Origin of the sequence: Cupriavidus sp. H18C2 (assembly GCF_049393795.1) — a bacterium.
Taxonomy (GTDB): Bacteria; Pseudomonadota; Gammaproteobacteria; order Burkholderiales; family Burkholderiaceae; genus Cupriavidus; species Cupriavidus pauculus_C.
Genome location: NZ_CP186011.1, coordinates 1,422,797 through 1,448,195 on the forward strand (window position 1 = coordinate 1,422,797; position 25,399 = coordinate 1,448,195).

The following is a 25,399-nucleotide window of genomic DNA, read 5'->3' on the forward strand; positions in this document are numbered from 1 at the left end:
GGCACGCCCCCGCCGGGCGACAAGGCGGCTCCAGCCATGAAACCCTACGTTCGCGTCGATGACCGGCACGGCTTCGACACCCTGATCGACGTCCGCTCGCCGGCCGAATTCGCCATCGACCATATCCCCGGCGCGCTCAACTGCCCGGTCCTCGACGACGAGGAGCGGCGCATCGTCGGCACGCTCTACAAGCAGTCCGGCGCGTTCGAGGCCCGGCGCGTGGGCGGCGCCATGGTGGCGGCCAACCTGGCGCGCCACCTGCGCGAGCGGCTGGCGGACCAGCCAGCAAGCTGGCGGCCGATGGTCTACTGCTGGCGCGGCGGGCTGCGCAGCGCGTCGATGGTCACGTGGCTGCGCATGGTGGGCTGGGACGCCCAGCAACTGGCCGGCGGCTACAAGTCCTGGCGCCGGCACGTGATCGCCCTGCTGGAGACGCAGGCGCCCCGGCTGCCGCTCGTGGTCATCTGCGGCGCCACCGGCAGCGGCAAGACGCGCGTGCTGCAGGCGCTGGCCGCCAGCGGCGAGCAGGTGCTCGACATCGAGGCGCTGGCCCGCCACAAGGGCTCGCTGCTGGGCGCGCTGCCCGGCGTCGCCCAGCCGTCGCAGACCGGCTTCGAGACCGCGCTGGCCGACGCGATCGAGCGCGTCGACCTGGGCCGCCCGCTCTATGTGGAAGGCGAAGGCGCCCGCATCGGCCAGCTCAACCTGCCGGTGCCGCTGGTGACGCGGATGCGCGACAGCCCATGCGTGGAGATCGACGTGCCGATGCCGGCGCGGCTAGCCTATCTGCTGCACGACTACGCCTACCTGGGCGACCGGCCCGACTGGCTGGTGGAACAGCTCGGCCGGCTCCGGGCGCTGCACGGCGGCGCCACCATCGAGACGTGGCAGGCGATGGCGCGCACCGGCGACCTGCCGCACCTGTTCGCCGCGCTGGCCGCCCGGCACTACGACCCGGCCTACGCGCGCTCGCAGCGGCGGCACTTCCACCGCTGGGCGACGCGGACCGTGATCGCGGCGGACAACCTGACGCCCGAGGGCATCGCGGCGCTGGCGCAGCGCATCGCCGGGCATTGCCAGGGGTGGGTGACGGCGTAGCACCGGTGCCGAAGTGCGCCATGGTCGACGTGCCGACCCCGGTACGAAAGATGCAAGCCTGTCCGGCACCCCCAACCTGCCGGACGGCCCATGGACCCCACGCGCAACCGGGCGGACTACTGGGCGGCGCAGCGCCGGCAAGCCCGGCTGGACCGCGACATCTTTCCGATCGACCACCGCATCAAGCGCCTGCGCGCCGACATCCGCAAGCGGCTGCATCACCTGCGCGCGCTGAAGGAAAAAGGCTACCCGCTGGACCACTCGCGCCGCCTGCTGGTGCTGCTGTGCCGCACGTTGGCCGCCGACCGCGCCTACCGCAAGGCGATGGTGCGGACGATCATGGGCGACACCAGCCGCCAGCGCTAACCCGGCGTGAACGGGCGGCACGGCGAGATCGGTCCGGCTGGCATTGCAGATTCATGGAGCTAGGGGCGTTCGCGGCTTACATGCACCGGTAAGGATTGCACACGCGGCGGTTAGCGGCGGACGGAACGCGGGACGGCCGGCGCCACGGCCGGCGCATCGGCGCAAGTTGCTGCGAAACCCGTGCCACACGGCGCGCGCAACCACCGCGCCCAGGTCCGCCAACGGGCTGGCAGGGAACTTGCGGAGCCGACTGCACTGGAACGCCCTGGACCCCGCCATGTCAGCCGATGCCCCCGACGCCACGCTCGATGCCCTGATCGCCAGCCATGCCGGGCCGGACGGCATCCCGCTGCCCGGTGGCGGCCACACGGCGGCGCGCTGGAAACTGTTCGCCGCCATCGCGGCCGAGCACGGCGCGGTGGCCATCAAGCTGTTCGAAGCACACGCCGACGCGCTGGCGATCCTGGCCGAAGTGGCGGACGCCACGCCGCAGCCGTCGACCAGCTGGGCCGTGTGGGCCGCCGAGCCGCCCGACGCGCGCGTGCGCGCCACGCCCGACGTGGAGGCCGATACCCGCACGCTTGCGCGCGAGAGCGGCATTGCCCACGGCAAGCCGCTGCGGCTCGACGGGCGCAAGGCGTGGTGCTCGGGCGCCGCCAGCGTGTCGCACGCGCTGGTGACGTGCCACGACGGCGAAGACGCGCTGATCGCCGCCATCGACCTCAAGGGCCCGGGCGTGGCCGTCACCGACGGCGGCTGGCATGCGGTGGGCATGGCCGATACGCGCAGCGGCGACGTGCTGCTCGACAATTGCCCGGCGCTGCAGATCGGCCCGGCCGGCGCCTACGTGGCGCGCCCCGGCTTCTGGCATGGCGGCGCCGGCATTGCCGCGTGCTGGTACGGCACCGTGCTGCCGTTTGCGTGGGCCGTGCGCGATACCGTGCGGCGGCACAACGACCCGCACGCCTGCGCGCACCTGGGTGCCATCGACAGCGACCTGCGCGCGGCGGCCGCGCTGCTGCGCGAGACCGCCGCGTGGATCGACGCGCAGCCGCAGGCCGATGCCTACGTGCCGGCTATGTGCCTGCGCACCACGGTGGAAGCCACGGTGCAGCGCGTGATGCAGCGCGCCGGCAACGTGCTGGGCGCCGGCCCGCTGTGCCGCGACGCGCGGCTGGCGGCGCTGTTCGCGGACCTGCCCGTGTTCCTGCGCCAGAGCCATGCCGAGCGCGACCTGGCCAAGCTGGGCGCGGCCGTGAGCCGCGACGCCGACGACTACGACAACGCCCCCTGACCCATGACCCCTCACCCATGACTGACAGCGATGACTGACAGCGCAAACGCGATCCAGACAGATTTTGTGGCGATCTTCGAGCAGGACGATCCGTGGGGCTTCGAATCGCTCTGGTACGAGGCCCGCAAGCGCGACATCGTGATGGCCGCCCTGCCCGAGGCGCGCTACGCCCGCGCGCTGGAAGCCGGCTGCGCCACGGGCCTACTGACCGAACGGCTGGCCGCGCGCTGCGACACGCTGCTGGCCGTGGACCTGGTGCCGCGCGCCATCGAACTGACGCGGGCGCGGATGGCCGGCCAGCGCCACGTCGACGCGCGCGTCGCGCAACTGCCGCAGGACTGGCCCGACGGCCGCTTCGACCTGATCGTGCTAAGCGAGCTTGGCTACTACTTCACGGCCGACGACTGGGCGCGCACCGCCACGGCCGCGACTCACGCGCTGGGCCCGGACGGCACGATCGTGGCCTGCCACTACCTGCGTCCGTTCGCCGAGCGGAACCTGTCGACGCGGCAGGTGCATGCCGCCATCGCGCGCCACGCGGGCCTGCATCGCCACGTGCGCCACATCGAGCCGGATTTTCTGCTGGAAGTCTGGTCGCGCAACCCCCGGCCGCTGCGCCAGCGGGAGGCTTACCGATGATCGGCGTCGTCGTTCCCGTGCATAACGAAGAGGCTTGCCTGGAAGGCTGCCTGCTGGCGCTGGCCGCCGCTGCGCAGCACCCGGGGCTGCGCCAGGAGCCGGTGATGGTGGTGCTGGTGTTCGACGACTGCACCGACAACTCGCTGGCCATTGCACGCCGCCACGCCACCGCCCAGGTCACCTGCCTGACCATCGCCGCGCGCAACGTCGGCATGGCCCGCCACACCGGCGCCGAGCACCTTCTGGCGCGCGACGCGCGCTGGCTGGCCTTTACCGACGCCGACAGCCGCGTGGCGCCAGACTGGCTCGTGGCGCAGCTTGCGCTGTGCGCCGATGCCGTGTGCGGGCTGGTCACGGTGGACGACTGGGGCGAGCATCCGCCGCACGTGGCCGCGCGCTTCGCGGCGCGCTACCAGCGCGTGGAAAACCATCGCCATATCCACGGCGCCAACCTGGGGGTCTGCTCGCGCGCCTATCGCCGCGCCGGCGGCTTCCCGCCCCATGCCAGCAGCGAGGACGTGGCACTGGTGCAGCGCCTGATCGCGCTGGAAGCCCAGATCGCGTGGAGCACACTGCCGCGCGTGGTGACCAGCGCGCGGGCCCGTGGCCGGGCCCCGGCCGGCTTTGCCGACCATCTCGCCATGCTGGCTACGCTTTGCGCCGATGCCCCGCCGGCATTGCTGCCCGCCCCTGCCCCCGCGCCCGTGCACAGCGAAGCAGCTCTTCTGCATACGGCGCCACCACCAGAAACAGCAGCGTGACGAACAGCCCGGCCAGGTAGCGCGCGGGCAGCGGTTGGTCCTTGAGCCGCAGCGCAAAGTCGGCCTGCGCCGGGCCGGCGCCGAACAGCGCCAGAAACTGGTCCCAGTAGGCGCTGGCAATCAGCGCCACGGCCATGACCGGCAGCATTTCCAGCAGGCTGTGCATGTGCTGCTCGCCGGGCCGGATCTCGCGCCACTTCGACGCGTAGGCCACGTCGATCCAGGCGGTGACCGCGTGGACCACCACGGCCACCAGCATGATCGCGAACAGCATGGCGTTGATTTCCAGGAACAGGGCCAGCAGCACCGGTATGCCCACCTGGACCATCATCAGGCTGTGCATGGCCGATTCGAGCACGCCGGCATTGCGCTCGATGGCGGTGCGGCGGTGCCACCACCAGTCCCCCAGGCCGGCGAGGATCCACAGCGGGACCACGCCGTACATCAGAATCGTGCGCACGGCGTCCTGCATCAGGCGCTCCTACGACGTCACATCGGCAAATGCCGCCTGCCAGTCCGCGACGAAACGCCCGATGCCGAAGCGCTCGCGCGCCGTCCGGGCGGCGGACTGGCCCCATGCGGCGGCCATGCGCGGATCTTCCATCAGGGCCCGCATGACGTCAACCAGGCTGTCCAGCCGCGTGTCGACGTGCCCGTTCACGCCATTGCGGATCACGGTGGCCAGCTCCGTCGTGGCCAGCCCCACCACGGGCATGCCGATCGACATGGCCTCGACCACGGCCAGCCCCAGGCTTGTATAGCGGATGGGGTGGAAGAAAAACCGGTAGCGCGCCATGAACGCGGCCAGTTCCGGATTGGGTACCTCGCCCAGTCCGCCGGCCGCCTGCGCGTCCATGCCGACGAGGTCCAGCGCCACGCGCTGGCGCACGGCGTCGAACACGTCGGCACCCAGGCGCCGGCCGCGCCGGGCCAGATGGTTGACCACGCTGATACCGCGCGCAAGCTGGCCGGTGTAGCGCACCTGCGGGTCCACCACCACGCCATGGTCGATCACGCGCGTCGGCGTCACGCCGCTATCCCACATCAGCGCGTTGAACGGCGTCACGTGCACCAGCAGCATGGCCGGGTCCTGCACCGGGTGCCGCGTGTTGGTCGGATGCTCCTGGGGCGGGTCGTGTTCGAGGTAGATCGCCGGCAGCCGCTGCTGCGCCGGCGTCAGCAGCGTCAGCCGGTCGCCGGCGTAGTGGTCGCGGTGCTGGTACAGCACGCAGTCGAACGCAGTGCCGGGCACCTGGTCGTGCGGTACCTCGCGGACGTTGCCGCCCCACGGCAGTTGCCCGCCCACGCCCGCGTAGCCGGGCGGATAGCCGGGCCGCGTGACGAGCAGGAAGTCGTGCGGCACCTGCGACAAGTAATACAGGTAGTTGCCGTGGACATGCCACGTCAGGATGCGCAGTCGCTCAGGCATGGGCGGTTTCCGTCAAGGAGAGATCCACAAGCTGGCGCGCCGCCGCGACGACCTGCGCCACGTCGATATGGCGCGCGCATTCGTGGCCGTACGGGCAGGCGTGCCACGTGCACGGCCGGCACGGCGGGTAGTCGGCCAGCACGCGGTGCCGCGCGCGGTCCAGCGGCGCGCAGCGCGCGCTGTCGCTGCCGCACGAGACGACCACGCTGGGCGTGCCCATCGCGGCGGCGATGTGCGAAGCGCCGGTGTCGTTGCAGATCAGCAGCCGCGCATGGCCGATCAGCGCCGCCATGGCGCCGAGCGTGGTCTGGCCGCAAAGGTTGACCACCGGCCGGCCCGCCAGCGCGCAGAAGCGCGCGGCCAGCGGCATTTCGTCGGGCGCGCCGGTGACCACCACCTGCCACGGGCCGCCCAGCTGGCGCGCCACGTCGGCAAAGCGCTCGACCGGCCAGCGCCGCGACAGCATCCGCGCGCCGGGATGCACGCAAACATAGCCGCCCGGTTGCAGCGCGTGCGCCTGCGCCAATGCCTGCCACGCCGCGTGATCGGCGGGATGGAGCGGAAACGACAGGTGGGCGTCGGTCGACGGATAGCCAAGCCGCTGCATCAGCGCCAGCAGTCGCTCGATCTCGTTGCCGTCCGGCCAAGGCAGCCACTGGCCGTCGCCTGCCTGCGCGGGATCGTCATGGAAGCCGGCGATGGCGCGCGCGCCAAGCTGGCGGACCAGCGGGTTGGTCAGCGTGCCGCTGCCGTGGAGCTGGATGGCAAGGTCGAACTTGCGCGCGCGCGCCTGCGCAAAGAAGCCGGGCAGCGCCGTGGCGTCGCACGGCTGCTCGGGCATGCCTGCCGCGCCCGGAAACGGCACAAAGTCATCGAGCAGGCTGGCGTAGCGGTCGACAAAGTCGCGCGCCCACGGCAGCCCGATCAGCGTGATGTGCGCGTCCGGCTCGCCCTGGCGCAGCGCGCGCAGGGCCGGCACCGCGCACAGCATGTCGCCCAACTGCAGCGCCCGGAACACCGCGATGCTGCGCATGGCGGCGGCCATCACAAGAACCCCGTGCGGAACGCCAGCGCGCCGCGCAGGCGCCAGTACAGCGACAGCGGCGGAATCACCACCGACGTCGCGATCATCTCCAGCACATGGGCGGGCCGCCAAGACGCGCCGCGCAACCGGCGCAGGCAGAACACCGCCGTCATGGCCAGCCAGATGCCACCCGCGCCGGCCGCCACGCGCGGCGCGCCGGCCAGCAGCGCCAGCCCGGCCACGCAGGCGCTGCCCACGATCACGTAGTAGTCCCACGGCGGCACCGGCCGGATGCGCGTGCGGTACAGGCGCGGATGCTTCTTGTAGAGCAGCGCGTCGAAGTAGACCTTGGCCTGTGCCAGCGCGCTGGCACCCCATTGCGCCGGCCGCACCGGATGCTCGACCACGGCCGCTTCGGCGCGGCCCACCACGCCGGCCTGCTGCTCAAGCCGGAACTGCAGGTCCGAATCCTCGCGCCACGCTCGCGTGAAGCGCTCGTCGAAGCCGCCCACGCGCTGGAACGCCGACCGCCGCACAAAGCAGTTGGCCGTCACGAACTCGGCGCTCGCCAGCCCGGCCGTGTCGCGTTCATGGTCGGTGGGCCGCACCGGCGTGGGCACCACCACACGGCCGGCCGCGGCGCACCACATTTGCTGCGCGGCCAGCGCAAGGTAGCCCTGGCACACCCATTCGGGGGATGGGATCGTGTCGTCGTCGGTAAAGGCCAGGATCTCGCCGCGCGCCAGCCGTGCGCCCGCGTTGCGCGCGCCGGCGGGGCCCTGCGTGTGCGGCACCGCCGTATAGCGCAGCGCCACGTCGCGATGCCGGGCGGCCAGCGCGGCCACCAGCGCAGCAATGCGGCGCTCGCAGCCATCGTCGGCAACGATGATCTCGAACGCGCTGGCGTCCATCCGCTGCGCGCACAGCGCCGCCAGGCAGCGCTGCAACAGCGCCGGGCGGCGGTAGGTGGCGATCACCACCGAGACCAGCGGCTCAGGCGCCCGCATCGGCCGTCTCCTTGCGCTGCGCCGCGGCGGACCGTGCCGGCGCGCGCGCGCCGGGCTTTTCGAGCAGGAACGAGCCGATGACCAGCGCGTCGAGCGGCGACGTCCAGAAGCACTCCACGGCATCGCGCGGCGTGCAGACGATGGGCTCGCCGCGCGTATTGAACGACGTGTTGACCAGCACCGGCACGCCAGTCAGCTTCTCGAACGCGGCCAGCACGTCGTAGTAGGCCGCGTTCTGGTCGCGCCGGATCGTCTGCACGCGGGCCGTGCCGTCGACGTGGGTCACCGCTGGAATGCGGCGGGCCTGCTCCGGGATCACGTCGTAGACAAACAGCATGAACGGCGCGATGCCGTCGCCGGGCTTGCGCGCGCGGAACCAGTCGCCGAGCCGCTCCTGCATGACCACCGGCGCCACGGGCCGGAAGTCCTCGCGGTCCTTGATCTCGTTGAGCCGCTGCTGCATGCCGGGGTCGATCGGCGACGCCAGGATCGATCGCGCGCCAAGCGCCCGGGGGCCGAACTCCATGCGCCCCTGGAACCAGCCGATGATGCGGCCTTGCGCCAGCAGTGCGGCGGTCTGCGCGGGCACGTCGTCAAGCTGGCGATATGGCAGCTTGGCCCAGTCCAGGAATGCGGCAATCTCGTCGTCGCCAAACGCGGGGCCCAGGTAGGCGTGATCCATCTGCCAATGCTTGCCGGATTGCCCGGACGTGCCGCGTTCCTGGAAGTCGACCCAGAGCGCCGCGCCCAGCGCCGTGCCGGCGTCGCCAGCGGCCGGCTGCACCCAGACGGCATCGAACGGCGCCTGGTCGCGCACGCGCGCGTTCATCACGCAGTTCAGCGCCACGCCGCCGGCCATCGCCAGTTGCCGCTCGCCGCTGGCCTGCGCCAGCCACGTGGCCATGCCGACCACCGTTTCCTCCAGCACCTGCTGCAGCGAGCGCGCGATGTCGAAATGCTTGCCCTCGAACGCCTCGCCACGCTGGCGCGCCGGGCCCAGCACCGCTTCGAGGTCCGAATCGGCCACGTGGTAGCCGCCCTCCGCGTCGGTGCTGACCATCTGGCGGAAAGCATCGAGCCAGGCCGGCTTGCCGTACGACGCCAGCGCCATGACCTTGTACTCGTCCGACGAATGCAGGAAACCCAGGTGCCGCGTGACGCGTTCGTAGAGCAGGCCCAGCGAGTCGGGCAGGTCGATCTGCTTGATGCGGCGGTACGCGCGGCCGTCGAACACGCCGTAGCTGGTGGTGGCGCGCTCGCCGCGCCCGTCCATCGTCAGCACCGCGCAGCGCGCGAACGGCGCGGCCAGGAATGCGCTGGCCTCGTGCGCCATGTGGTGTTCGACGAAATGCCAGCGGAACGGCCCGTCGTGGCGCACCTGCCGAAAGCGCGCGGACAGGTGGTGCGGCGCGCCCGAAGCCAACTGGCGGGGGGCGTTGACCACGTACGACAGGAACAGCGGGTCCCACGGCGACGACACCGCGTCCGGCGTGCCGCCACGCGACGGCTCCAGCGGCAGCACCACCGATTCCGCGCCGCCCATTTCGCCCAGCAGCAGCGCGGGATCGTACGAATAGGCCACGTGGTCCACCTGGGCCAGCCCGATACCGGCTTCCTGCAGGCAATAGTCGATCGCATGCCAGGGCAACTCCCACGCGCTGAACGGCACCGGGCGCTTGCCGTGCTTGATGTGCGTGAAGCGTTCGTCCTCCGCCGCGGCCACCACCACGCCGTCATGCACCAGGCAAGCGGCGGAATCGTGATAGGCGGCATTAATGCCGAGCGTGTACATGCGCGTCCTCCTTGACGATGTTCGGTACGGCCGCCACGGTGACCGGCAGCGCCGGACGCGGCGCGGGCGACACCCACGGCATCGGCGCCGCGACGGCAGGCGCGCCATCGAGCAGCATCGCGGCCGCCGCCACGACGTCGCGCGCGGGAACGTCGGCCAGGCAGCGGTGATGACCCTGCGGACAGGTGCTCTTGTAGCAATAGCGGCACGGCACGTCCTGGAACAGCACGCGGCTGGGCACCATCCACGGCGTGTGCTGCGGATTGGTCAGCGCATAGAGGTCGACGACCGGCGTGCCCAGCGCGGCCGCCATGTGCACCGGGCCGCTGTTGTTCGACACGAGCAAGTCCGCCGCCGCCAGCAGCGCACCCATTTCGCCAAGCGTGAAGCGGCCTGCCATCGGCAGGACTGCCGGATGGGCGGCCAGCGTGCAGACCGTGTCGACGACCGGCGCCTCGGCGGCCGAGCCGGTCACCAGCACCAGTGCGCCGGCCTGCGCGGCCAGTTCGCGCGCCACGCTCGCGAACCGATCCGCCGGCCAACGCCGCGAAGCCGCCGTGGCGCCGGGATGGATCACGATGCAGGCGCGGCGGCCGTGGCGCGCCACCAGCGGCGCGAGCAGCCGCTGCACGGCGTGGCGATCCGCATCGGCCAGCGCGAAGCGCAGGTGCGCATCGCGGGTGGTGGCGCCGATGCTGGCGACAAGGTCGAGCTGGCGCTGCACTTCGTGGCGTGGCGGGTTGGACGGCTCGGGGTCGGGCACCCAGTCGGTCAGCAGCGCATACGGGTTCTCGCGGCAGTGCGCGAGCCGCAGCGGAATACCGGCCAGGCTGCACAGCGTGGCGGCCGGCAGCGCACTCTGGCTATAGACGGTGAAGATCACGGCGGCGTCGAAGTTGCGCGCGGCGAGCCGGGCCGCGCAACCGGCGAGCTCGGCCGACAGCCTGCTTGCATCGACGTCATGCGCGTGGCGCACCCACGGCGCGTCCCAGGCAATCACGTCGTCGATCATGTCCAGATGCGGCGCCAGCGCGGCCGACGCGCGCGAGGTCAGCAGCGTCAGCGCGCGGTGCGGCGCGCTGTCGGCCAGCGCCTGCATGGCGGGCGTGGTCATCAGCACGTCGCCCAGGTTGTCGGGCCGCACGCAGAGCACGCGGCGCGCCTGCGGCCACGTCAGCATGGCCGCTCCGTCATCAGCGGCGGCGACGGCGACACCGGCAGCCCGGCCGCGATGACCTGCGCGGCGCGCTCCAGCGTCGGCACGATGAAGTCCGGCGTGCGCAGCGCCCCGCCCACCCATTCGGTCTCGTTGCCGCAATCGACAAGCACCGTGCCGCAGCCGGCGCGCCGGCCCGCCTCCACGTCGTCAAGGATGTCGCCGACCATCCACGACTGCGCCGGGTCGCAGCCCAGCGCGCTGCACGCCCGGCGCAACAGGCCCGGCGCGGGCTTGCGGCACAGGCAGTGCATCGCGTAGGCCGAGACCTGCCCGGCCGGGTGGTGCGGGCAATAGAAGAAGCCGGACAGCCTGGCCCCGTGCCGCGCGAACAACTCGCTCAGGCAGTGGCGGACGGCTTCCAGCGCGGGTTCGTCGAAGCGGCCCAGCGCCACGCCGGGCTGGTTGCTGACCACGGCGAGCGGCATGCCGAGCCGCGCCAGCCTGCGCAGCGCGTCGCCAGCCGACTCGGCCAGCCGGATCCGGCCCGGATCGACGTTGTAGGGCACGTCCTGCAGCAGCGTGCCGTCCTTGTCCAGCAGCACCGCGCCGCCACCCGATGTGTCTAGGGCCATGACGTCTCCTTCATCGGCAACACCATGACTTCGGGAATCACGGTTTCCTCGGGCTGGGTCAGCACGAAGCGCACGGCGCGCGCGACATTGGCGGGGTCCTGCAGCGTCGAGGTGTCGATATCTGGGAAGCGGTCGAGCAGGAACGGCGTGCGCATGCCGCCCGCCACCACGGCCGACACCTTGATGCGGTGCGGCCGCAGCTCCGCGTGCAGCGCGTGCGAAAAGCCGAGCACGCCCCATTTGGTCGCGTGATAGGCCGACGCATTGGGCCAGGCGCGCTTGGACGCCGTGGACGCGATAGTGACGATATGCCCGCCCCCCTGCGCCTTCATCAGCGGCACGGCCGCGTGGGCCAGCAGGTACGGGCCGTACAGGTTCACCATCAGCACGCGGCGCCATTGCTCGGTGTCGACTTCCTCCACCGGCAGCGTGATGTCGATGGCGGCGTTGTTGATCAGGCCGTCGAGCCTGCCGCCTCCGCGCGCGATGTCAGCAAAGAGCCGCTGCACGGCCATGGGGTCGGAGACGTCGGCACCGCAGGCCGTCGCCTCGGCGCCGCTTTCGCGCAGCGTGGCCGCGCACTGGCTGGCCAGCGCCTCGTCGATGTCCGCCACGATCACATGGGCGCCGCTGGCCGCGAGCATGCGGCAGATCTCGCCACCCAGGCCGCGCCCGCCGCCCGTCACCAGGTACCGCTTTCCTTCCAGCAACGGGTGCCGGCCTTGGTCGATGTCCTGCATGTCGCATTCCCCTGTAGTGGTGGTTCGGTGAGGGCCCGTAGCAGCGAATTGCATGCCAGCGGGCAACGCGCTTCAGCGCGGCGCGCCGTGCAGGCGCTCACGCACGACGGCGCGCAGCAGGCTGGCCACGCAGCGCGCGAACGCCTCGTCGTACCAGCCGTTGGCGCCGCTGACGGCCACGACAATGCCGTCCAGCACGATGGCGCCGGCCAGCACGGTGTCGCCCACGCACAGCAGGTGCGGCGCACGGTCCATGAGCTGGCCGCTGTCCACCTGCGTGCGCCACGTCAGCCGCGCTTTCTCGCGCGCGTAGTGCGCGTAGTCGGCATCCCAGCGATCGCGCGACGGCAGCGAGTGTTCGCGGAGGATGGCGGACTCGAACGTGCCGCTGCCATAGGGCCGTGTCGGGTCCATGATCACGATGTGCATGCAGTGGCTCTCGCCAACGGCCTTGTCCTCTAGGCTGGCGGTGAGCATCGGCAGCGCCAGCTCCAGCGCGCGACGCGCGCAGCTGGCATCGGCAAGCGGCATGCAGCCGGTTTCCGCGTGGTCTCCCATCGCTGGTCTCCGTGGTCCGTGTGGGACCGGCATCCACGCAAGGTCCGCGCCCGGCGCACCGCTGCGATGGCCCATGTACCGGTGCGTCCGCCCGCGTGGCATGGCCGGTATCACGGCTGGACCAACGCTTCTACATGCAGGCAGTAGAAACGGCGCTCACGAACTGCAAACGGTGCCGCGACGCCGTGCAACGCGGGCCGCAACGGCGCGCGACGGGGAGAACCGTTATAACGCTTCTCGCCGCCCGCGCTGGCGCAACGGCCGCCGGCATTGGCATGCATGCTGCAGACGGCGGGTCTGAAGTCCCTCACGACACGCGGAGCCAGCCATGCGAAGAATTGCCCTGATCAGCGAACACGCGTCGCCGCTTGCCAGCATTGGCAGCGTCGACAGCGGCGGCCAGAATGTCTACGTGGCGCACCTGGCCCGCCAACTGGGCAAGTGCGGCTATCCCGTGGACGTGTTCACGCGCCGCGACAAGGCGCTGCTGCCCGACGTGGTCGGCTTTGCGCCCAATGTGCGCGTGGTGCACGTGCCGGCCGGCCCGGCGGTGCATGTACCGAAGGAAGCGCTGCTGCAGTACATGCCGGCGTTCGGGGACTTCATGGTCGACTTCATCCGGCGCGACGCCATCGGCTACGACGTGCTGCACGCCAACTTCTTCATGTCCGGCGTGGCCGCGCTGCGTGCCCGCGCGTCACTCGGCATTCCGCTGGTCATGACCTTCCACGCGCTCGGCAAGGTGCGCCGGCAGCACCAGGGCAGCGCCGACGGCTTTCCCGACGCGCGCTTCGACATCGAGGACACGCTGGCGCGCGAGGCCGACTGCGTGATCGCCGAATGCCCGCAGGACGAGGAAGACCTGGTCGGTCTGTGCGGCGCCGAACGCAGCCGCATCGAAACCGTGCCCTGCGGCTTTGACGACGAGGAGTTCTCGCCGGTGGATCGCGCGCAGGCGCGCCGCGACCTTGGCTGGCAGCGCGACGACTTCACGGTGCTGCAGCTCGGCCGGCTGGTGCCGCGCAAGGGCATCGACAACGTGATCCGCGCGGTGGGTTACCTGCGCCACACGCTCGGCGTGCGCGCCCGGCTCTACGTGGTGGGCGGCAACGCCGATTCCCCCAGCGAGGCGGCCACACCCGAGATCGGCCGGCTCAGGCAGGTGGCCGGCGAGGCCGGCGTCAGCGACATGGTCACGTTCGTGGGCCGGCGCGGCCGCGACCAGTTGCGCCAGTTCTATGGCGCGTCCGACGTGTTCGTGACCACGCCGTGGTACGAGCCGTTCGGCATCACGCCGGTGGAGGCGATGGCGTGCGGCGTGCCGGTGGTGGGCGCCAGCGTGGGCGGCATCCGCTCCACGGTGGTCGATGGCGAGACGGGCTTCCTGGTGCCGCCGCACGCGCCGCAGCCGCTGGCCGAGCGGCTGGCCCGGCTGGCGATGGACCCGGCGCTGATCGACCGCATGGGCCAGGCCGGCCGCGCGCGCGCCCAGACGCACTTCACGTGGGCCGGCGTGGCGCGCCAGATGGAACAGGTCTACGCGCGGCTGACCCAGGCCCACGCCGGCACCGGCCGCGTGGCGGCCTGAACGGCCCGGGAGACAGCCATGAAGGACCCCGCCCTCAAGCGCATCCTGGTCACCGGCGGCGCCGGCTTTCTGGGCTCGCACCTGTGCGACCGGCTGGTCGAAGCCGGCCATGATGTACTTTGCGTCGATAACTTCTACACGGGCAGCAAGGAAAACATCGCCCAGCTGCTGCACCGGCCCAACTTCGAGCTGCTGCGCCACGACGTGACGTTCCCGCTCTATGTGGAAGTCGACGAGATCTACAACCTTGCCTGCCCGGCGTCGCCGGTGCACTACCAGAGCGACCCGGTGCAGACCACCAAGACCAGCGTGCATGGCGCGATCAACCTGCTGGGGCTGGCCAAGCGCGTCAAGGCGCGCATCCTCCAGGCGTCGACGAGCGAGGTCTATGGCGACCCTGACAACCATCCGCAGCAGGAAAGCTACTGGGGCCATGTGAACCCGGTGGGCCGGCGCGCGTGCTACGACGAGGGCAAGCGCTGCGCCGAGACGCTGTTCATGGACTACCACCGCCAGCACGGCGTGGACGTGCGGATTGCGCGGATTTTCAATACCTACGGGCCGCGCATGCATCCGGCCGACGGCCGCGTGGTGTCCAACTTCATATCGCAGGCGCTGGCCGGCGAGCCGCTGACGCTCTACGGCGACGGATCCCAGACGCGCTCGTTCTGCTATGTGGACGACCTGGTGGAAGGGCTGATCCGGCTGATGGCCGCCGACGCCGCCGGCACGCCGGTCAATCTTGGCAACCCGTGCGAGACGACCATGCGCGACATCGCCACCGGGATCCTGCACGCCACCGGCTCCACGTCGCCAATCGAACACCGCCCGCTGCCCGCCGACGATCCGCGCCAGCGATGCCCGGACATCACACTGGCCCGCACGCTGCTGCAATGGCAGCCGACCGTGGCGCTGGCACAGGGCTTGCGATTGACCGTGGCTGCATTCGTGTCACGGCGCGCCGCCCAGCAGCGCCTGCACGCAAGCGCCAGCGCCTGGCAGCCGCCGCCGGCCCCGTTCGACGATGCCGGACAGGCCGCCCGGGACGCTGCCCGGCCCCATTGACCACCGATTTCCATCGATGCCGATCTTGCAGATACCTGAACCGCTGACTGTCATTTCGCCGCATCTCGACGATGCCGTCTTCAGTTGCGGCGCGCTGATCGCCGCCGCCCGCGATGCCGTGGTCGTCACGGTGCTGGCCGGCATGCCCGATGCCGATACCGCCCTGACCGACTGGGACCGCGCCGCCGGCTTTGCCAGCGTGACGCAGGCCGTGGCCAACCGCCGCCGGGAAGACGCCCGCAGCCTGAACATGCTGGGTGCGCGGCCCGAATGGCTGAGATTCCTGGACGGCCAGTACGGCAAGCCGCAGAGCGCCGAGGACATCATGGCCGGCCTGGCCGCATCACCGGCGCTGCAACGCGGTGGCACGGTGGTGGCGCCGATGGGCCTGTTCCACAGCGACCACGTGCTGGTCAGCCAGGCGTGCATGCTGCTGCGCACGACGGTCATGGGCATGCAGACGGCCCGCGCCACGCAGACCGCGGACGATGATGCGGGTGATGGCGTTGAGGATCGCGCGCCCGTGCCGCCCACGCAGTGGCTGTTCTATGAGGATGCGATCTACCGCAGGCTGCCCGGCATGGTGCAGAGCCGGCTGCTGGGCTGGTGGCAGGCCGGGCTCGTCGCGTCGCCCGTGCACTTTCCGGTAGCGCCGTGGCACGCCGCGAAGATGGCAGCGGTGGAAGCGTACGAGAGCCAGCTACCGCTGTTCAATGCCGGGCAGCTTGCCGACATCGGCGCGCCCGAGCGCTACTGGTCGCTCGACATCTCGCCGGCGCCGGGCACCTGATCCGCATGGCGTCCACGCCCTGCCACGCCGGCATCTGCGTGGTCGTGCTGACGCACAATCGGCGCGATACGCTGCGGCGCACCCTGCAGCATCTGCTGACGCTGCCCGAGCGGCCACGCATCGCCGTGGTCGACAACGGCTCCGGCGACGGCACGGCGGCGATGCTGCGCCAGGCGTTCCCCGGCGTCGCCTGCCTGCGCAGCGACATCAACCTTGGCGCGGCGGGCCGCAACCTGGGCGCGCAATGGGCGTCGGACGTCGCCGGCACGCCTTACGTGGCGTTCTGCGACGACGACTGCTGGTGGCACGACGGATCGCTCGCGCGCGCCCGCGCGCTGCTCGATGCCAATGCCGGCGTGGTGTCGCTGACCGCCCGCATCCTGGTCGGCGCCGACAACCGCGAAGACCCTGCGAGTACCCATATGGCGCGCAGCCCGCTGCCATCGGCGGACCTGCCGGGGCGCGCCATCCTGGGCTTCATGGCGGGCGCCACGGTGTTCCGCGTCCGCGCGTTCCTGGCCGCCGGCGGCTACGATCCGCGCTTCTTCATCGGTGGCGAGGAGGCGGCGCTAGCCCTGCAACTGGCGGGGCAAGGCTGGTTGATGGTGTACGTGCCCGAGCTGGTCGTCCATCATCACCCGAGCCCGCAGCGCGACGCCGCCAGCCGCCGCAGCCTGCTGGCGCGCAACGCGGTGTGGACGTCGTGGCTGTGCCTGCCGGCGCCGATGGCCATCGGCGATACCGTGCGCGCCATTCCGGCGCTGGCCCGGCACCTCGACGCGGCCGGCTGGCGCGAGCTGGCACGCGGCATGCGCTGGGTACTGCGCGAACGCCGCGTGGTCGACGACCGCGTGGTGGCCGCGGTACGGCTCACGCGGCAACGGGGCTGAACCGCGCCGGGCACCGTGACGCCATCACGGGTCGCGCGACAGCCGCGCATCATCGGGCGCCGGTGCCAGCGGCGCGGCCCCGGCCTGCCCCTGGTGCAGGTGCGCGGTGATGGCGGCAATCAGTTCGGCCATCTGCACGGGCTTGGACAGGTGCATCTGAAAGCCGGCCATCATCGCGCGGATGCGGTCCTGCGGCTGCGCGTGGCCGGACAGCGCGATGGCGGTGAAACGCCGCACCAGCGGCACGTCGCGCTGCGATTCCAGCCGGCGCACATCGCGCAGCACCGTGTAGCCGTCTTCCTCGTCCAGCGCGATATCGCAGAGCAGCACCTGCGGCCAGTCCTGAATCGCCGCGTCGGACAGGTGCTGCAGCAGGTCGCGCCCGTGGGCGAACGCGATGGCATCGGCGCCCAGGTCTTCCAGCGCCTCGACCAGCACGTCGCGCGTGGGTGCGTCGTCGTCGAGCACGAGGATATGGCTGCCACGCAGCGTCTGCGGCCCCATGACCGATGGCGGGCCCGCCACGTCGGGCAACTGCGCCGGCGCCAGCGGCTCGCTGACCGGGCGCATCGGCATGCGCAGCCGCCACACCTGCTGCGCGGCGTCGGCCATCAGCGTGATGCCCGCTTCGGCCAGTTCGGCCTGCAGCCGCTGGATCTCGGCGGCGGGCACCGGATGGCCCTGTGCGGACGCCAGCGCCGCCAGCGTCAGCGTGGCGTCGCCATTGCTGCGTTCCAGCCGCAGTTCGATGCGCCCGCCATCGTCGACGGCATCGACGATGCGGTCGCACAGTTCCCAGACGGCCTTCTGCAGCACGCCGGGGTCGCCGGTCACGCGCAGCTCGGTCTCGCCGACCACCGTGAACAGGTGGATATGGCGCTCGGCCATGCGCTCGCGCAGGCCATCGACCACGCCTGCCACGATGGCTTCGAGCCGGATCGGCTGCAGTGCCAGCCGTTCCTCGGTGCGTTCGAGTTCGCGCTGTTGCTGCTGCAGCCGCCACATCTGGGCGTAGACACCGCCGCGCGCCAGCAGCGCCTGGTGCGTGCCTGCCTCGACCACGCGGCCGTGCTCCATCACCAGGATGTGGTCGGCGTCGGTGATCGTGGACAGCCGGTGCGCGATGATGAACGCCGTGCGGCCCTTGGCCACGCGCGTCAGTTCCTGCTGGATGGCGCGTTCGGTGCGCGTGTCCAGCGCCGAGGTGGCTTCGTCGAACACGACGATCGGCGGCCGCTTGAGCATGGCGCGCGCGATGGCCACGCGCTGGCGTTCGCCGCCCGAGAGCCGCACGCCGCGCTCGCCCACCATGGTCTCGTAGCCATCGGGCAGGCGGTCGACAAAGGTGTCGAGCTGGGCGGCGCGCGCCGCGGCCACCACGTCGGCGCGCGAGGCGCCTTCGAGCCCATAGGCGATGTTGTAGGCAATGGTGTCGTTGAACAGGATCGTGTCCTGCGGCACGATGCCCACCGCCTCGCGCAGGCTGCGCTGCGTGACGAGCCGCAGGTCCTGCCCGTCGATCAGCACGCGGCCCGAATCGGGCTGGTAGAGCCGGAACAGCAGCCGCGCCAGCGTGGACTTGCCCGAGCCGCTGCCGCCGACCACGGCCACGGTCTGGCCGGCCCCGACGCGAAAACTCACGTCCCACAGCGTCTGGCGGCTGGGGTCGTAGCTGAAGTTCACGTGCTCGAACGCGATCTCGCCCCGCGACACGGCAAGCGGCCGCGCGCCGGGGGCATCGTCGTCCTCGCCGGCCCGACCCTTGGCATCGAGCAGCGCAAACAGCCGCTCGACGTTGGTCATGGCGTCGTTGGATTCCCGGAAGATGAAGCCCAGCGTGTTGAGCGGCAGCACCACCTGGATGATGTAGGCATTGATCAGCACAAGGTCGCCCACGGTGAGCGCGCCCTGCGCCACGCGCTGCACGCCCAGCAGCATCACGCACGCCACGCCCACCGCGATGCAGCCGCTCTGCGCGATATGCAGCGCCGAGAGCGCATGCTGGTTCTGCACGCTGGTCACCACCCAGCGGTCCAGCAGGCTGCCGAGCCGGCGCGCTTCGAACGATTCGCGCGCAAAGTACTTGACCGTGTCGTAGTTGAGCAGGCTGTCCACGACCTTGCTGTTGGTCTGGGCCTCTACGACGTTCACCTGGCGCTGGACCTTCATGCGGCGCCGCGTCAGCAGCACCGTGCAGCCCGCGTACAGCGCAAAGACCAGCAGGATGATGGCTGCGAACTGCCCGCCGTAGGCCGCCACCATGATCACCAGCACGGCGGCAATCTCCAGCAGCGTCGGCACGATGGTGAACACGGCCACGCCAAGCAGGAAGCCGATCGCGGCGGTGCCCTTGTCGAGGTCCCGGATGATGGCGCCGGTCTCGCGCTGCGAATGAAAGCGCGCGCCCAGCCCGTGCAGGTGCGCGAATGCGCGCGCCATGAAGCCGGCCACCGTGCTCTGCGCCACGTGCGCGAACACCACGTCGCGCAGCTCGTTGAACGCGTTGCCCAGCAGCCGCAGGATGGCGTAGGCCAGCACCAGGAAGACCGGGACCGTGACGATCAGGTGCACCAGCGGCCCCGCGCGTGCGGCGCCGGCCGGGTTCATCAGCGTCTGAGTGGAGGCGGCCTCGTCGACGATCAGCTTCAGCACCAGCGGCACCGACACCGTGGCGGCCTTGGCCAGCAGCAGCAGCGCGATGGCCGCCATGACGCGCAGCCGGTGGCGCCAGATGGCACTCCAGAGTTCGCGGGCAATGCGCCGGCGCGACACCGGCGGCGCGGTGTGTGGCATGCGTGCGGCCTCCGCATCCAGGGGATCGAGTGGGCAACGGTATCGCGGGGCGCAAGGTCCATGCCCGACGCCCGCCCGGTGGTTCCCGCCGCTGCGACGCGGCAGGAATTGCATCGGCTCACACCGAACGTGCAATAAGGGATGGCCGCCGCGTCACTCGGCGCGGCCGTCGCGGATGCGCATGATGGTCTGGCGCGACACCTTGAACATGCGCGCCAGCTCGCTGACCGACGTGCCCTGCCGCAGTGCCGCGCGGATCTCGTCGTGCACGGTCGCGGCCAGCGCCGGGCGCCGGCCCAGCCGGCTGCCGCGTTCCACGGCCAGTTCCGCGCTGGCCTTCATGCGGGCGCTGCGCGTGGTGCGTTCCAGTCCTTCCACGGCCACCAGCGTGCGGAAGATCGGCGAGCCGGCCTCGGTCAGCGAACTGTCGCCGGTTTCGACGCAGTAGAGCCTGACGCCCAGCGTGCGAAACCGTTCGACCGTCGCGCGCACGTCGCGCACCGAACTGCCGATGCTGCACAGCCTGAGCGTCACGACCGTATCGCCGGCGCGCAGCCGCCGCAGCAGCAATTGCATGCGGGGCCGGTCCAGCGCGGCCACGGCGGCCGGCACGCGCTCCCACCACGCCTGCCCCAGGTCGACCACGTAGCCGGCTGCGTCCAGGCTCAGGCACTCGGCCTCGAAATCCCGCAGGGAATCGGCCTGGTTCGTATAGAAGTGGGTCGAGGGCATGGGGGCGTGGGGCGGGGGGATGCGCAAGCATAGCAAACGTCCCCAACCTCGACATTCCGGACAGGGGCAGATGGATACCCAAGCCCGCAGTCACCCATACAATTTTTTCAGAGGGCAAGCGATGTGCCTGCGCTGGAAACAGGAGGGTGCCATGGCGACACAGCAGTATTACGGACATACCGTCGAGGGCACGGCCGTCTTTGTGGGCGAGGAACAATGGCGGGCCACCGCGCGCGTGACGCAAGGCGGAGCGGCGCTGGTGCAGTCATGCGAGATCGGCATCTTCCGCACGCGGGAACGCGCCATGGCCGAAGGGCTGGCCTGGGGCAAACGCTGGATCGACTGCAACCAGTGCCCCGGCGCCGGCTTAGGGCAGGCCGACGGGCACGCCGTGCTCAGCGATGCCGAAGGCGCATGAGCGTGGAGAGCAGGTTGTCGAGCAGGACAGGCTTGGGCAGGTGGGCGTTGAAGCCGGCACGCAGCGCCGCTTCCACGTCGCTGTGGCGGCCGTAGCCGCTGAGCGCGATCGCCGGCACATCCTTCAGCGCCACGTGTTCGCGCAGGCGGTGCACCAGCTGGTAGCCGTCCATGTCGGGCATGCCGATATCGGACAGCAGCAGGTCCGGCCGCCGGGCATCCATGCGCGCCAGCGCCGATTCGCCGCTGGTCGCCACGTCGACGACCGCGCCTTCCGTTTCCAGCAGCAGCCGGAACGTATCCACGGTTTCCTCGTCGTCGTCCACCAGCATCACATGCAGGCCGCGCAACATCGACGAAGCGGCGGTGCCGTCGCCATCGGCCGCGGCATCGCGGCGCAACCGGCCCAGCGGCAGCGTCACCGAGAACGTTGCGCCGTGTCCGCGCCCCGCGGATTCGGCCCGCACGGCCCCGCCATGCAGCGTGACGATTTCCTTGACGAGGTTCAGCCCGATGCCCAGCCCGCGCGCGCGGCCCTTGGGCGTGTGGGCCTGCCGGTACATATCGAAGATATGGGGCAGCGCCTCGGGCTCGATCCCCTGCCCCGTGTCGCGCACGGTCAGCTGCGCCTTGCCATCGGCCTGCGTCAGCGACACGGTGATGCGGCCGCCCGCCGGCGTGAAGTTCAGCGCGTTGCGCAGCAGGTTCCACACCACCTGCTCGATGCGCGTGACGTCGGCCTCGATCCAGAGCGGCTCGGCCGGCAGGTGTTCTTCCAGCGCGGTGTCGTGCTGCGCGGCTTCCTCGCGCACGGCGCCGCAGACGTGGCGGACGACCGCCACGAGGTCGATGGTGGCGCGCGAGACCGACAGCTTGCCGGTGCGCACGCGCGACATGTCGAGCAGGTCGTCGATGATCTGCGCCTGGCCCTGCACGGTGCGCCGGATGGTCTCGGCCGCGCGCGCGATCAGCGGGTTGCCGCGCGTCTCGGGCGCCCGCGCGATCAGTTCGGTACTGGCGCTGATCAGGTTCAGCGGGTGCTTCAGTTCGTGTGACGCCACGGCCAGGAACTCGTCGCGCTGGTCGTGCGCAGACGCATTCCAGAAGCCGGGGTCGCGGCGCGGCGCGCTGGGGGGCAGCACCTCGTCCAGGTCGCGCGCGATCTTGGCAAACCCGCTGATGCCGGACTGGTCCAGCCGCGACAGCACGCCGCTGGAACGAAAGCGCGTGCCGTCCTTGCGCAGGTGCCAGCGGTCTTCCTCCACGCGCCCGAACTTGCGCGCGCGGGACATTTCCTCGGCCGGCACGCCGTGCTCGCGGTCTTCGGGCGTGAACAGCACGTCGGCCGGCTGGCCCAGCATCTCGGCCTCGGCATGCCCGAAGATGCGCTCGGCGCCCAGGTTCCAGCTCGTGACCCGGCCGTCGTCGTCGAACGTGATGATCGCGTAGTCGCGCGTACTCTCCGCCACGATGCGCATGCGCCGCTCGCCCTCGCGCAGCCGGGCTTCGGCTGCCATGCGCGACGTGATGTCGATGAACGACAGCACGGCGCCATCAATGCGATCCTCGGTCGTGCGGTATGGCAGGAAGCGCGCCAGGTACCAGCGGCCGTCGTTGCTCGGTACCTCGCGCTCGATCAGCCGCAGCGAATCGAACGCCTCGGCCGCGTCGTCGGCCAGGTTCGGGTAGTCCAGCCGGTGCGTAATGTCCAGCAGCGAGCGCCCGATATCGGACGGGATGATGCTGAACACGTCCACGGCGCGCGGCGTGTAGCGCTTGATGCGGATATTGCGGTCGACGAAGATCGTGCCGATGTCGTTGGCGGTAATCAGGTTCTGCAGGTCGTCGTTGATCTTGCCGGTTTCCTCGACCTTCGACTTCAGCTCGGCGTTGACGGTGACCAGTTCCTCGTTGATCGACTGCAGCTCTTCCTTGCTGGTTTCCAGCTCTTCGGTGGCCGAGCGCAGTTCCTCGTTGATCGCCTGCAGTTCCTCGTTGGACGCCTTCAGTTCCTCGGTCGACGTCTCGGACTGCTCGATGGTGGCCTGCAACTGCTCCTTGGTGCGCTGCAGCTCGCGTTCGAGCTGGCTGACGATCGGGTCTGGCTGGCGCTTCTGCGGCGTGTCGGACGCCTCGCCCATGCTGTCCTCGACCTCGTGGAACAGGATCAGCACGAAATCGGCGTTGGCCTCGGCGTCATGCACGGGCCGCGCCACCATGTTGACGAAGAAATTGCGGCCGTCGCGCGTCAGTTGCACGCGCCGCGCCTCCACGCTGTGATTGGTCTGCAGCGCCTGGAAGATGGCCGTGCGCAGTTCCAGCCGCAACTCGGGCCGTACCGCCGCAATGACGTTGTGGGACGGCTCGCCGCCCGCGTATTCGAGAAAGCGCCCGGCGCGGTCCGACAGGTGCACGATGTCCGATTCGCGGCTGACCAGCACGCTGGGCGGCGCATGCTGCTCCACCAGCCGCTGGTGCAGATCGCCGAAAGAGAACTTGCGGCGGCCCTGCGGCTGCATCACGGTGACCGGCATGCGCAGGCTCTGCATCGACGCCGACATCGGCACCGGTGCGTCGGCGCGGACCGCCACATTGGCGCGGTAGATGCGCGCCTTCTTGTCCACCACGGTGAACAGCGTGCTGACGCTGTCGGCCGCCTCGGAGCTGCCCAGGAACAGGTAGCCGCCCGGGCGCAGCGCGAAGTGGAACGTGCGCAGCACGTCAAGCTGCGCCTCGCGGTCCAGGTAGATCAGCAGGTTGCGGCAGCAGATCATGTCCAGCCGCGAGAACGGCGGATCGCGCAGCAGGTTGTGCAGCGCGAACAGCACGTGCTCGCGCAATTCCTTCTTGACGCGGTAGTGGGCGGCGTCCTTGGTCAGGAACTGCCGCGCGCGGGTCGGTTCCACGTCGGCCAGGATCGACTCCGGATACAGGCCCAGCCGCGCGAACGAGATGGCGCGTTCGTCGATGTCGGTGGCGAACACCTGGTAGGGCACGGCGTCGGCGGTGCGCGACGACGCCTCCTGCAGCAGCATCGCAATCGAGTACGCCTCTTCGCCCGTGGCGCAGCCGGCCGACCAGATGCGGAGCGGCTCGTTGGCGAAGCGGTTCTCCACCACCAGCGGCATCACCTCCTTTTCCAGGACGTCGAACGCTTCCTTGTCGCGGAAGAAGTTGGTCACGCTGATCAGCATGTCCTGCAGCAGCAGCGGCGTCTCGTCGGGATGGTCGTGCAGGAAATCGCGATAGTCCTGCAGGTCCGACAGGCCGTTGACCTGCATGCGGCGCTCCACGCGCCGCAGCACCGTCGCGCGCTTGTACTGCCGGAAATCGTGCGCCGTGCGGGTGCGCAGGATGACCATGATCTCGCGCAGCACGCGCTCGTGGTCGCCGGCAAGCCCGTCGTCGCTCTCGGCGGGCGCCTCGGTCACGGCGCGGATCCGGCGGCCGCTGGACCACATCTCCATCAGCCGCTGCGGCATGTCGGCCACCGGCAGCGTCAGGTCCACCTGACCCGTGGCGATGGCCGCGCGCGGCATGCTGGAGAACGCCGCATCCTCGGGCTGCTGGGCCAGGACGATGCCGCCCAGTTCCTTCACGCGCGTCAGCCCGACGGCACCGTCGGACCCCGCGCCCGACAGCACGATGCCTACGGCGCGGTCGCGGTGCGCCTCGGCCAGCGAGCGCAGGAACAGGTCGATCGCCATCCGGCGTTCCGCGTTGGACGCCGGCGGCTGCACGCGCAGGTAGCTGTCCTCCATGACCAGCACCTTCGACGGCGGGATCAGGTAGACGTGGTTGGCTTCGATCGGCACAGCGTCCGTGACCTGCCGGACCGGCATGGACGTGACGTTGGCCAGCACTTCCGGCAGCACGCTGGAGTGGTCGGGGGACAGGTGCAGGACGATGACGTAGGCGGCGCCGGTGCGCGTGGGCAGGGCCTCGAAAAATGCCTTCAACGCCTCGATTCCGCCGGCCGACGCGCCGATCCCGACAACCGGGAAATGAAGTTGGCTGGGAGTGGACTTCACCGGGGTTCGGGCCATGACCGTGGGATGCGCCAATGCTGGAGGGAAGGACGCAATCATACTCTACGCAAGGATTCGCCCCGGGCCAGCCATTCCCCGCCGATTGGCGAAAAAAAACCGCTCCTGAAGGAGCGGCGGGAAGTCGAACTAGTTCTCTTGCGCGGCGCGAATCGTTGCAAGAGACGCATGAAATATATGTCCAGACATGACATTGCGGATGTTCCCAAATGCTTGCTATATGGACATCGTGCCGGGTGTCCCGCGCGGCGCACGGGCGGCCACGGCGCACGGGCCAGTGGATATATTGAAACGACCCGTTGACTGATCCATTACTGGCAAGCAAACCGATGCAAAAAGGAAAGACGCTCCGGGACGTGGTGATCCTGGACCGCTATATCGCCGAGCGCGAGGCCGAACTCCAGCGCCTGGAACAGGCTGCGCGGGCCCAGCCGGGCGGCGACGACAACCGTGCCAACCCGATGCTGGCCAGCCTTCGGCAGGCCATCTACGTGCTGCGGGCCCGGCGCGAAGTGCTGGGCGGCACGCTGAAGGGCTCCTGAGCGAAGCACCTGGCGCCCGTATCCGCGTTAACCCTCG

General features: G+C 70.5%; 23 protein-coding genes. 11 read left to right on the forward strand and 12 right to left on the reverse strand.

Annotation, left to right across the window (positions count from 1 at the left end; genetic code table 11):
* The first annotated feature begins 36 nt into the window (after nt 1-36).
* The 5 genes from mnmH to EPAKOI_RS22975 all read left to right on the forward strand — a co-directional run bounded on the left by mnmH (nt 37) and on the right by EPAKOI_RS22975 (nt 4,158).
* Nucleotides 37-1,098, forward strand: coding sequence for a tRNA 2-selenouridine(34) synthase MnmH (gene mnmH, locus EPAKOI_RS22955; RefSeq protein WP_423193797.1), 1,062 nt, complete (start codon nt 37-39; stop codon nt 1,096-1,098).
* A gap of 90 nt (nt 1,099-1,188) precedes the next feature.
* A complete protein-coding gene (locus EPAKOI_RS22960; RefSeq protein WP_124686036.1) occupies nt 1,189-1,464 on the forward strand; it encodes a hypothetical protein in 276 nt (91 codons plus the stop codon).
* Nucleotides 1,465-1,741: 277 nt separating this feature from the next.
* Nucleotides 1,742-2,758 (forward strand): acyl-CoA dehydrogenase, encoded by a 1,017-nt coding sequence (locus tag EPAKOI_RS22965; RefSeq protein ID WP_423193798.1) that lies wholly within the window; start codon nt 1,742-1,744, stop codon nt 2,756-2,758.
* A gap of 30 nt (nt 2,759-2,788) precedes the next feature.
* Nucleotides 2,789-3,397: a class I SAM-dependent DNA methyltransferase gene (locus EPAKOI_RS22970; RefSeq protein ID WP_423193799.1), complete on the forward strand. Its 609-nt coding sequence runs from the start codon at nt 2,789-2,791 to the stop codon at nt 3,395-3,397.
* Nucleotides 3,394-4,158 carry a glycosyltransferase gene (locus EPAKOI_RS22975; protein ID WP_124686033.1) on the forward strand — a complete coding sequence of 255 codons (765 nt, stop codon included), beginning with the start codon at nt 3,394-3,396 and terminating at the stop codon, nt 4,156-4,158. Before EPAKOI_RS22970 ends, EPAKOI_RS22975 begins: the two co-directional genes overlap by 4 nt.
* On the opposite strand, the gene EPAKOI_RS22980 is transcribed toward EPAKOI_RS22975, so the two are convergent.
* The 9 genes from EPAKOI_RS22980 to EPAKOI_RS23020 all read right to left on the reverse strand — a co-directional run bounded on the left by EPAKOI_RS22980 (nt 4,046) and on the right by EPAKOI_RS23020 (nt 12,472).
* Complete coding sequence (locus tag EPAKOI_RS22980; protein ID WP_124686032.1) at nt 4,046-4,630, reverse strand: diguanylate cyclase; 585 nt, start codon at nt 4,628-4,630, stop codon at nt 4,046-4,048. The two genes, EPAKOI_RS22975 and EPAKOI_RS22980, sit on opposite strands and share 113 nt — an antisense overlap.
* A gap of 9 nt (nt 4,631-4,639) precedes the next feature.
* Nucleotides 4,640-5,587, reverse strand: a complete 948-nt coding sequence (locus EPAKOI_RS22985; RefSeq protein ID WP_423193800.1) for a glycosyltransferase — start codon at nt 5,585-5,587, stop codon at nt 4,640-4,642.
* On the reverse strand, nt 5,580-6,632 hold the full coding sequence (locus tag EPAKOI_RS22990) for a glycosyltransferase family 9 protein (RefSeq protein WP_423193801.1): 1,053 nt from the start codon (nt 6,630-6,632) through the stop codon (nt 5,580-5,582). The genes EPAKOI_RS22985 and EPAKOI_RS22990 overlap by 8 nt, the downstream gene beginning before the upstream one ends.
* On the reverse strand, nt 6,632-7,618 hold the full coding sequence (locus tag EPAKOI_RS22995; RefSeq protein ID WP_423193802.1) for a glycosyltransferase family 2 protein: 987 nt from the start codon (nt 7,616-7,618) through the stop codon (nt 6,632-6,634). The genes EPAKOI_RS22990 and EPAKOI_RS22995 overlap by 1 nt, the downstream gene beginning before the upstream one ends.
* Nucleotides 7,605-9,410: a carbamoyltransferase gene (locus tag EPAKOI_RS23000; RefSeq protein ID WP_423193803.1), complete on the reverse strand. Its 1,806-nt coding sequence runs from the start codon at nt 9,408-9,410 to the stop codon at nt 7,605-7,607. Before EPAKOI_RS23000 ends, EPAKOI_RS22995 begins: the two co-directional genes overlap by 14 nt.
* The gene (waaF, locus tag EPAKOI_RS23005) at nt 9,391-10,590 is read right to left on the reverse strand and encodes a lipopolysaccharide heptosyltransferase II (protein WP_423193804.1); all 1,200 of its coding nucleotides are present in this window, start codon (nt 10,588-10,590) and stop codon (nt 9,391-9,393) included. The genes EPAKOI_RS23000 and waaF overlap by 20 nt, the downstream gene beginning before the upstream one ends.
* Nucleotides 10,584-11,201, reverse strand: coding sequence for a D-glycero-alpha-D-manno-heptose-1,7-bisphosphate 7-phosphatase (locus tag EPAKOI_RS23010; RefSeq protein WP_423193805.1), 618 nt, complete (start codon nt 11,199-11,201; stop codon nt 10,584-10,586). Before EPAKOI_RS23010 ends, waaF begins: the two co-directional genes overlap by 7 nt.
* A complete protein-coding gene (locus EPAKOI_RS23015) occupies nt 11,192-11,941 on the reverse strand; it encodes an SDR family oxidoreductase (protein ID WP_423193806.1) in 750 nt (249 codons plus the stop codon). Before EPAKOI_RS23015 ends, EPAKOI_RS23010 begins: the two co-directional genes overlap by 10 nt.
* Nucleotides 11,942-12,013: 72 nt before the next feature.
* Nucleotides 12,014-12,472: a hypothetical protein gene (locus EPAKOI_RS23020; RefSeq protein ID WP_423193807.1), complete on the reverse strand. Its 459-nt coding sequence runs from the start codon at nt 12,470-12,472 to the stop codon at nt 12,014-12,016.
* Between the two features lie 355 nt (nt 12,473-12,827).
* Here EPAKOI_RS23020 and EPAKOI_RS23025 point away from each other — a divergent pair, with 355 nt between their 5' ends.
* The 4 genes from EPAKOI_RS23025 to EPAKOI_RS23040 are packed head-to-tail and all read left to right on the forward strand — an operon-like array spanning nt 12,828 to nt 16,832.
* Nucleotides 12,828-14,087 (forward strand): glycosyltransferase family 4 protein, encoded by a 1,260-nt coding sequence (locus tag EPAKOI_RS23025; RefSeq protein ID WP_423193808.1) that lies wholly within the window; start codon nt 12,828-12,830, stop codon nt 14,085-14,087.
* Between the two features lie 18 nt (nt 14,088-14,105).
* Nucleotides 14,106-15,152: a UDP-glucuronic acid decarboxylase family protein gene (locus EPAKOI_RS23030; RefSeq protein ID WP_423193809.1), complete on the forward strand. Its 1,047-nt coding sequence runs from the start codon at nt 14,106-14,108 to the stop codon at nt 15,150-15,152.
* Nucleotides 15,153-15,168: 16 nt separating this feature from the next.
* Nucleotides 15,169-15,942: a PIG-L deacetylase family protein gene (locus EPAKOI_RS23035; protein WP_423193810.1), complete on the forward strand. Its 774-nt coding sequence runs from the start codon at nt 15,169-15,171 to the stop codon at nt 15,940-15,942.
* 5 nt (nt 15,943-15,947) lie between these two features.
* Entirely contained in the window at nt 15,948-16,832 is an 885-nt protein-coding gene (locus EPAKOI_RS23040; protein ID WP_423193811.1) for a glycosyltransferase family 2 protein, read from the forward strand.
* 24 nt (nt 16,833-16,856) lie between these two features.
* Here EPAKOI_RS23040 and EPAKOI_RS23045 read toward each other — a convergent pair whose 3' ends face one another.
* Both EPAKOI_RS23045 and EPAKOI_RS23050 read right to left on the reverse strand, forming a co-directional pair.
* The gene (locus EPAKOI_RS23045) at nt 16,857-19,625 is read right to left on the reverse strand and encodes an ABC transporter transmembrane domain-containing protein (RefSeq protein WP_423193812.1); all 2,769 of its coding nucleotides are present in this window, start codon (nt 19,623-19,625) and stop codon (nt 16,857-16,859) included.
* Between the two features lie 153 nt (nt 19,626-19,778).
* Entirely contained in the window at nt 19,779-20,357 is a 579-nt protein-coding gene (locus tag EPAKOI_RS23050) for a recombinase family protein (protein WP_124686019.1), read from the reverse strand.
* A 151-nt stretch (nt 20,358-20,508) separates the two neighbouring features.
* On the opposite strand from EPAKOI_RS23050, the gene EPAKOI_RS23055 reads away from it, so the two are divergent.
* Nucleotides 20,509-20,775 carry a hypothetical protein gene (locus EPAKOI_RS23055; protein ID WP_423193813.1) on the forward strand — a complete coding sequence of 89 codons (267 nt, stop codon included), beginning with the start codon at nt 20,509-20,511 and terminating at the stop codon, nt 20,773-20,775.
* Here EPAKOI_RS23055 and EPAKOI_RS23060 read toward each other — a convergent pair.
* Nucleotides 20,753-24,820 (reverse strand): CheR family methyltransferase, encoded by a 4,068-nt coding sequence (locus EPAKOI_RS23060; RefSeq protein WP_423193814.1) that lies wholly within the window; start codon nt 24,818-24,820, stop codon nt 20,753-20,755. The two genes, EPAKOI_RS23055 and EPAKOI_RS23060, sit on opposite strands and share 23 nt — an antisense overlap.
* A 329-nt stretch (nt 24,821-25,149) precedes the next feature.
* Here EPAKOI_RS23060 and EPAKOI_RS23065 point away from each other — a divergent pair, with 329 nt between their 5' ends.
* On the forward strand, nt 25,150-25,362 hold the full coding sequence (locus EPAKOI_RS23065; protein WP_124686016.1) for a hypothetical protein: 213 nt from the start codon (nt 25,150-25,152) through the stop codon (nt 25,360-25,362).
* Nucleotides 25,363-25,399: the final 37 nt, after the last annotated feature.

Bases quoted from the DNA above. Each gene is read 5' to 3' on its own strand.
- mnmH (WP_423193797.1), top strand. From the start codon at position 37: ATGAAACCCTACGTTCGCGTCGATGACCGGCACGGCTTCGACACCCTG.
- EPAKOI_RS22960 (WP_124686036.1), top strand. From the start codon at position 1,189: ATGGACCCCACGCGCAACCGGGCGGACTACTGGGCGGCGCAGCGCCGG.
- EPAKOI_RS22965 (WP_423193798.1), top strand. From the start codon at position 1,742: ATGTCAGCCGATGCCCCCGACGCCACGCTCGATGCCCTGATCGCCAGC.
- EPAKOI_RS22970 (WP_423193799.1), top strand. From the start codon at position 2,789: ATGACTGACAGCGCAAACGCGATCCAGACAGATTTTGTGGCGATCTTC.
- EPAKOI_RS22975 (WP_124686033.1), top strand. From the start codon at position 3,394: ATGATCGGCGTCGTCGTTCCCGTGCATAACGAAGAGGCTTGCCTGGAA.
- EPAKOI_RS22980 (WP_124686032.1), bottom strand. From the start codon at position 4,630: ATGCAGGACGCCGTGCGCACGATTCTGATGTACGGCGTGGTCCCGCTG.
- EPAKOI_RS22985 (WP_423193800.1), bottom strand. From the start codon at position 5,587: ATGCCTGAGCGACTGCGCATCCTGACGTGGCATGTCCACGGCAACTAC.
- EPAKOI_RS22990 (WP_423193801.1), bottom strand. From the start codon at position 6,632: ATGGCCGCCGCCATGCGCAGCATCGCGGTGTTCCGGGCGCTGCAGTTG.
- EPAKOI_RS22995 (WP_423193802.1), bottom strand. From the start codon at position 7,618: ATGCGGGCGCCTGAGCCGCTGGTCTCGGTGGTGATCGCCACCTACCGC.
- EPAKOI_RS23000 (WP_423193803.1), bottom strand. From the start codon at position 9,410: ATGTACACGCTCGGCATTAATGCCGCCTATCACGATTCCGCCGCTTGC.
- waaF (WP_423193804.1), bottom strand. From the start codon at position 10,590: ATGCTGACGTGGCCGCAGGCGCGCCGCGTGCTCTGCGTGCGGCCCGAC.
- EPAKOI_RS23010 (WP_423193805.1), bottom strand. From the start codon at position 11,201: ATGGCCCTAGACACATCGGGTGGCGGCGCGGTGCTGCTGGACAAGGAC.
- EPAKOI_RS23015 (WP_423193806.1), bottom strand. From the start codon at position 11,941: ATGCAGGACATCGACCAAGGCCGGCACCCGTTGCTGGAAGGAAAGCGG.
- EPAKOI_RS23020 (WP_423193807.1), bottom strand. From the start codon at position 12,472: ATGCCGCTTGCCGATGCCAGCTGCGCGCGTCGCGCGCTGGAGCTGGCG.
- EPAKOI_RS23025 (WP_423193808.1), top strand. From the start codon at position 12,828: ATGCGAAGAATTGCCCTGATCAGCGAACACGCGTCGCCGCTTGCCAGC.
- EPAKOI_RS23030 (WP_423193809.1), top strand. From the start codon at position 14,106: ATGAAGGACCCCGCCCTCAAGCGCATCCTGGTCACCGGCGGCGCCGGC.
- EPAKOI_RS23035 (WP_423193810.1), top strand. From the start codon at position 15,169: ATGCCGATCTTGCAGATACCTGAACCGCTGACTGTCATTTCGCCGCAT.
- EPAKOI_RS23040 (WP_423193811.1), top strand. From the start codon at position 15,948: ATGGCGTCCACGCCCTGCCACGCCGGCATCTGCGTGGTCGTGCTGACG.
- EPAKOI_RS23045 (WP_423193812.1), bottom strand. From the start codon at position 19,625: ATGCCACACACCGCGCCGCCGGTGTCGCGCCGGCGCATTGCCCGCGAA.
- EPAKOI_RS23050 (WP_124686019.1), bottom strand. From the start codon at position 20,357: ATGCCCTCGACCCACTTCTATACGAACCAGGCCGATTCCCTGCGGGAT.
- EPAKOI_RS23055 (WP_423193813.1), top strand. From the start codon at position 20,509: ATGGCGACACAGCAGTATTACGGACATACCGTCGAGGGCACGGCCGTC.
- EPAKOI_RS23060 (WP_423193814.1), bottom strand. From the start codon at position 24,820: ATGGCCCGAACCCCGGTGAAGTCCACTCCCAGCCAACTTCATTTCCCG.
- EPAKOI_RS23065 (WP_124686016.1), top strand. From the start codon at position 25,150: ATGCAAAAAGGAAAGACGCTCCGGGACGTGGTGATCCTGGACCGCTAT.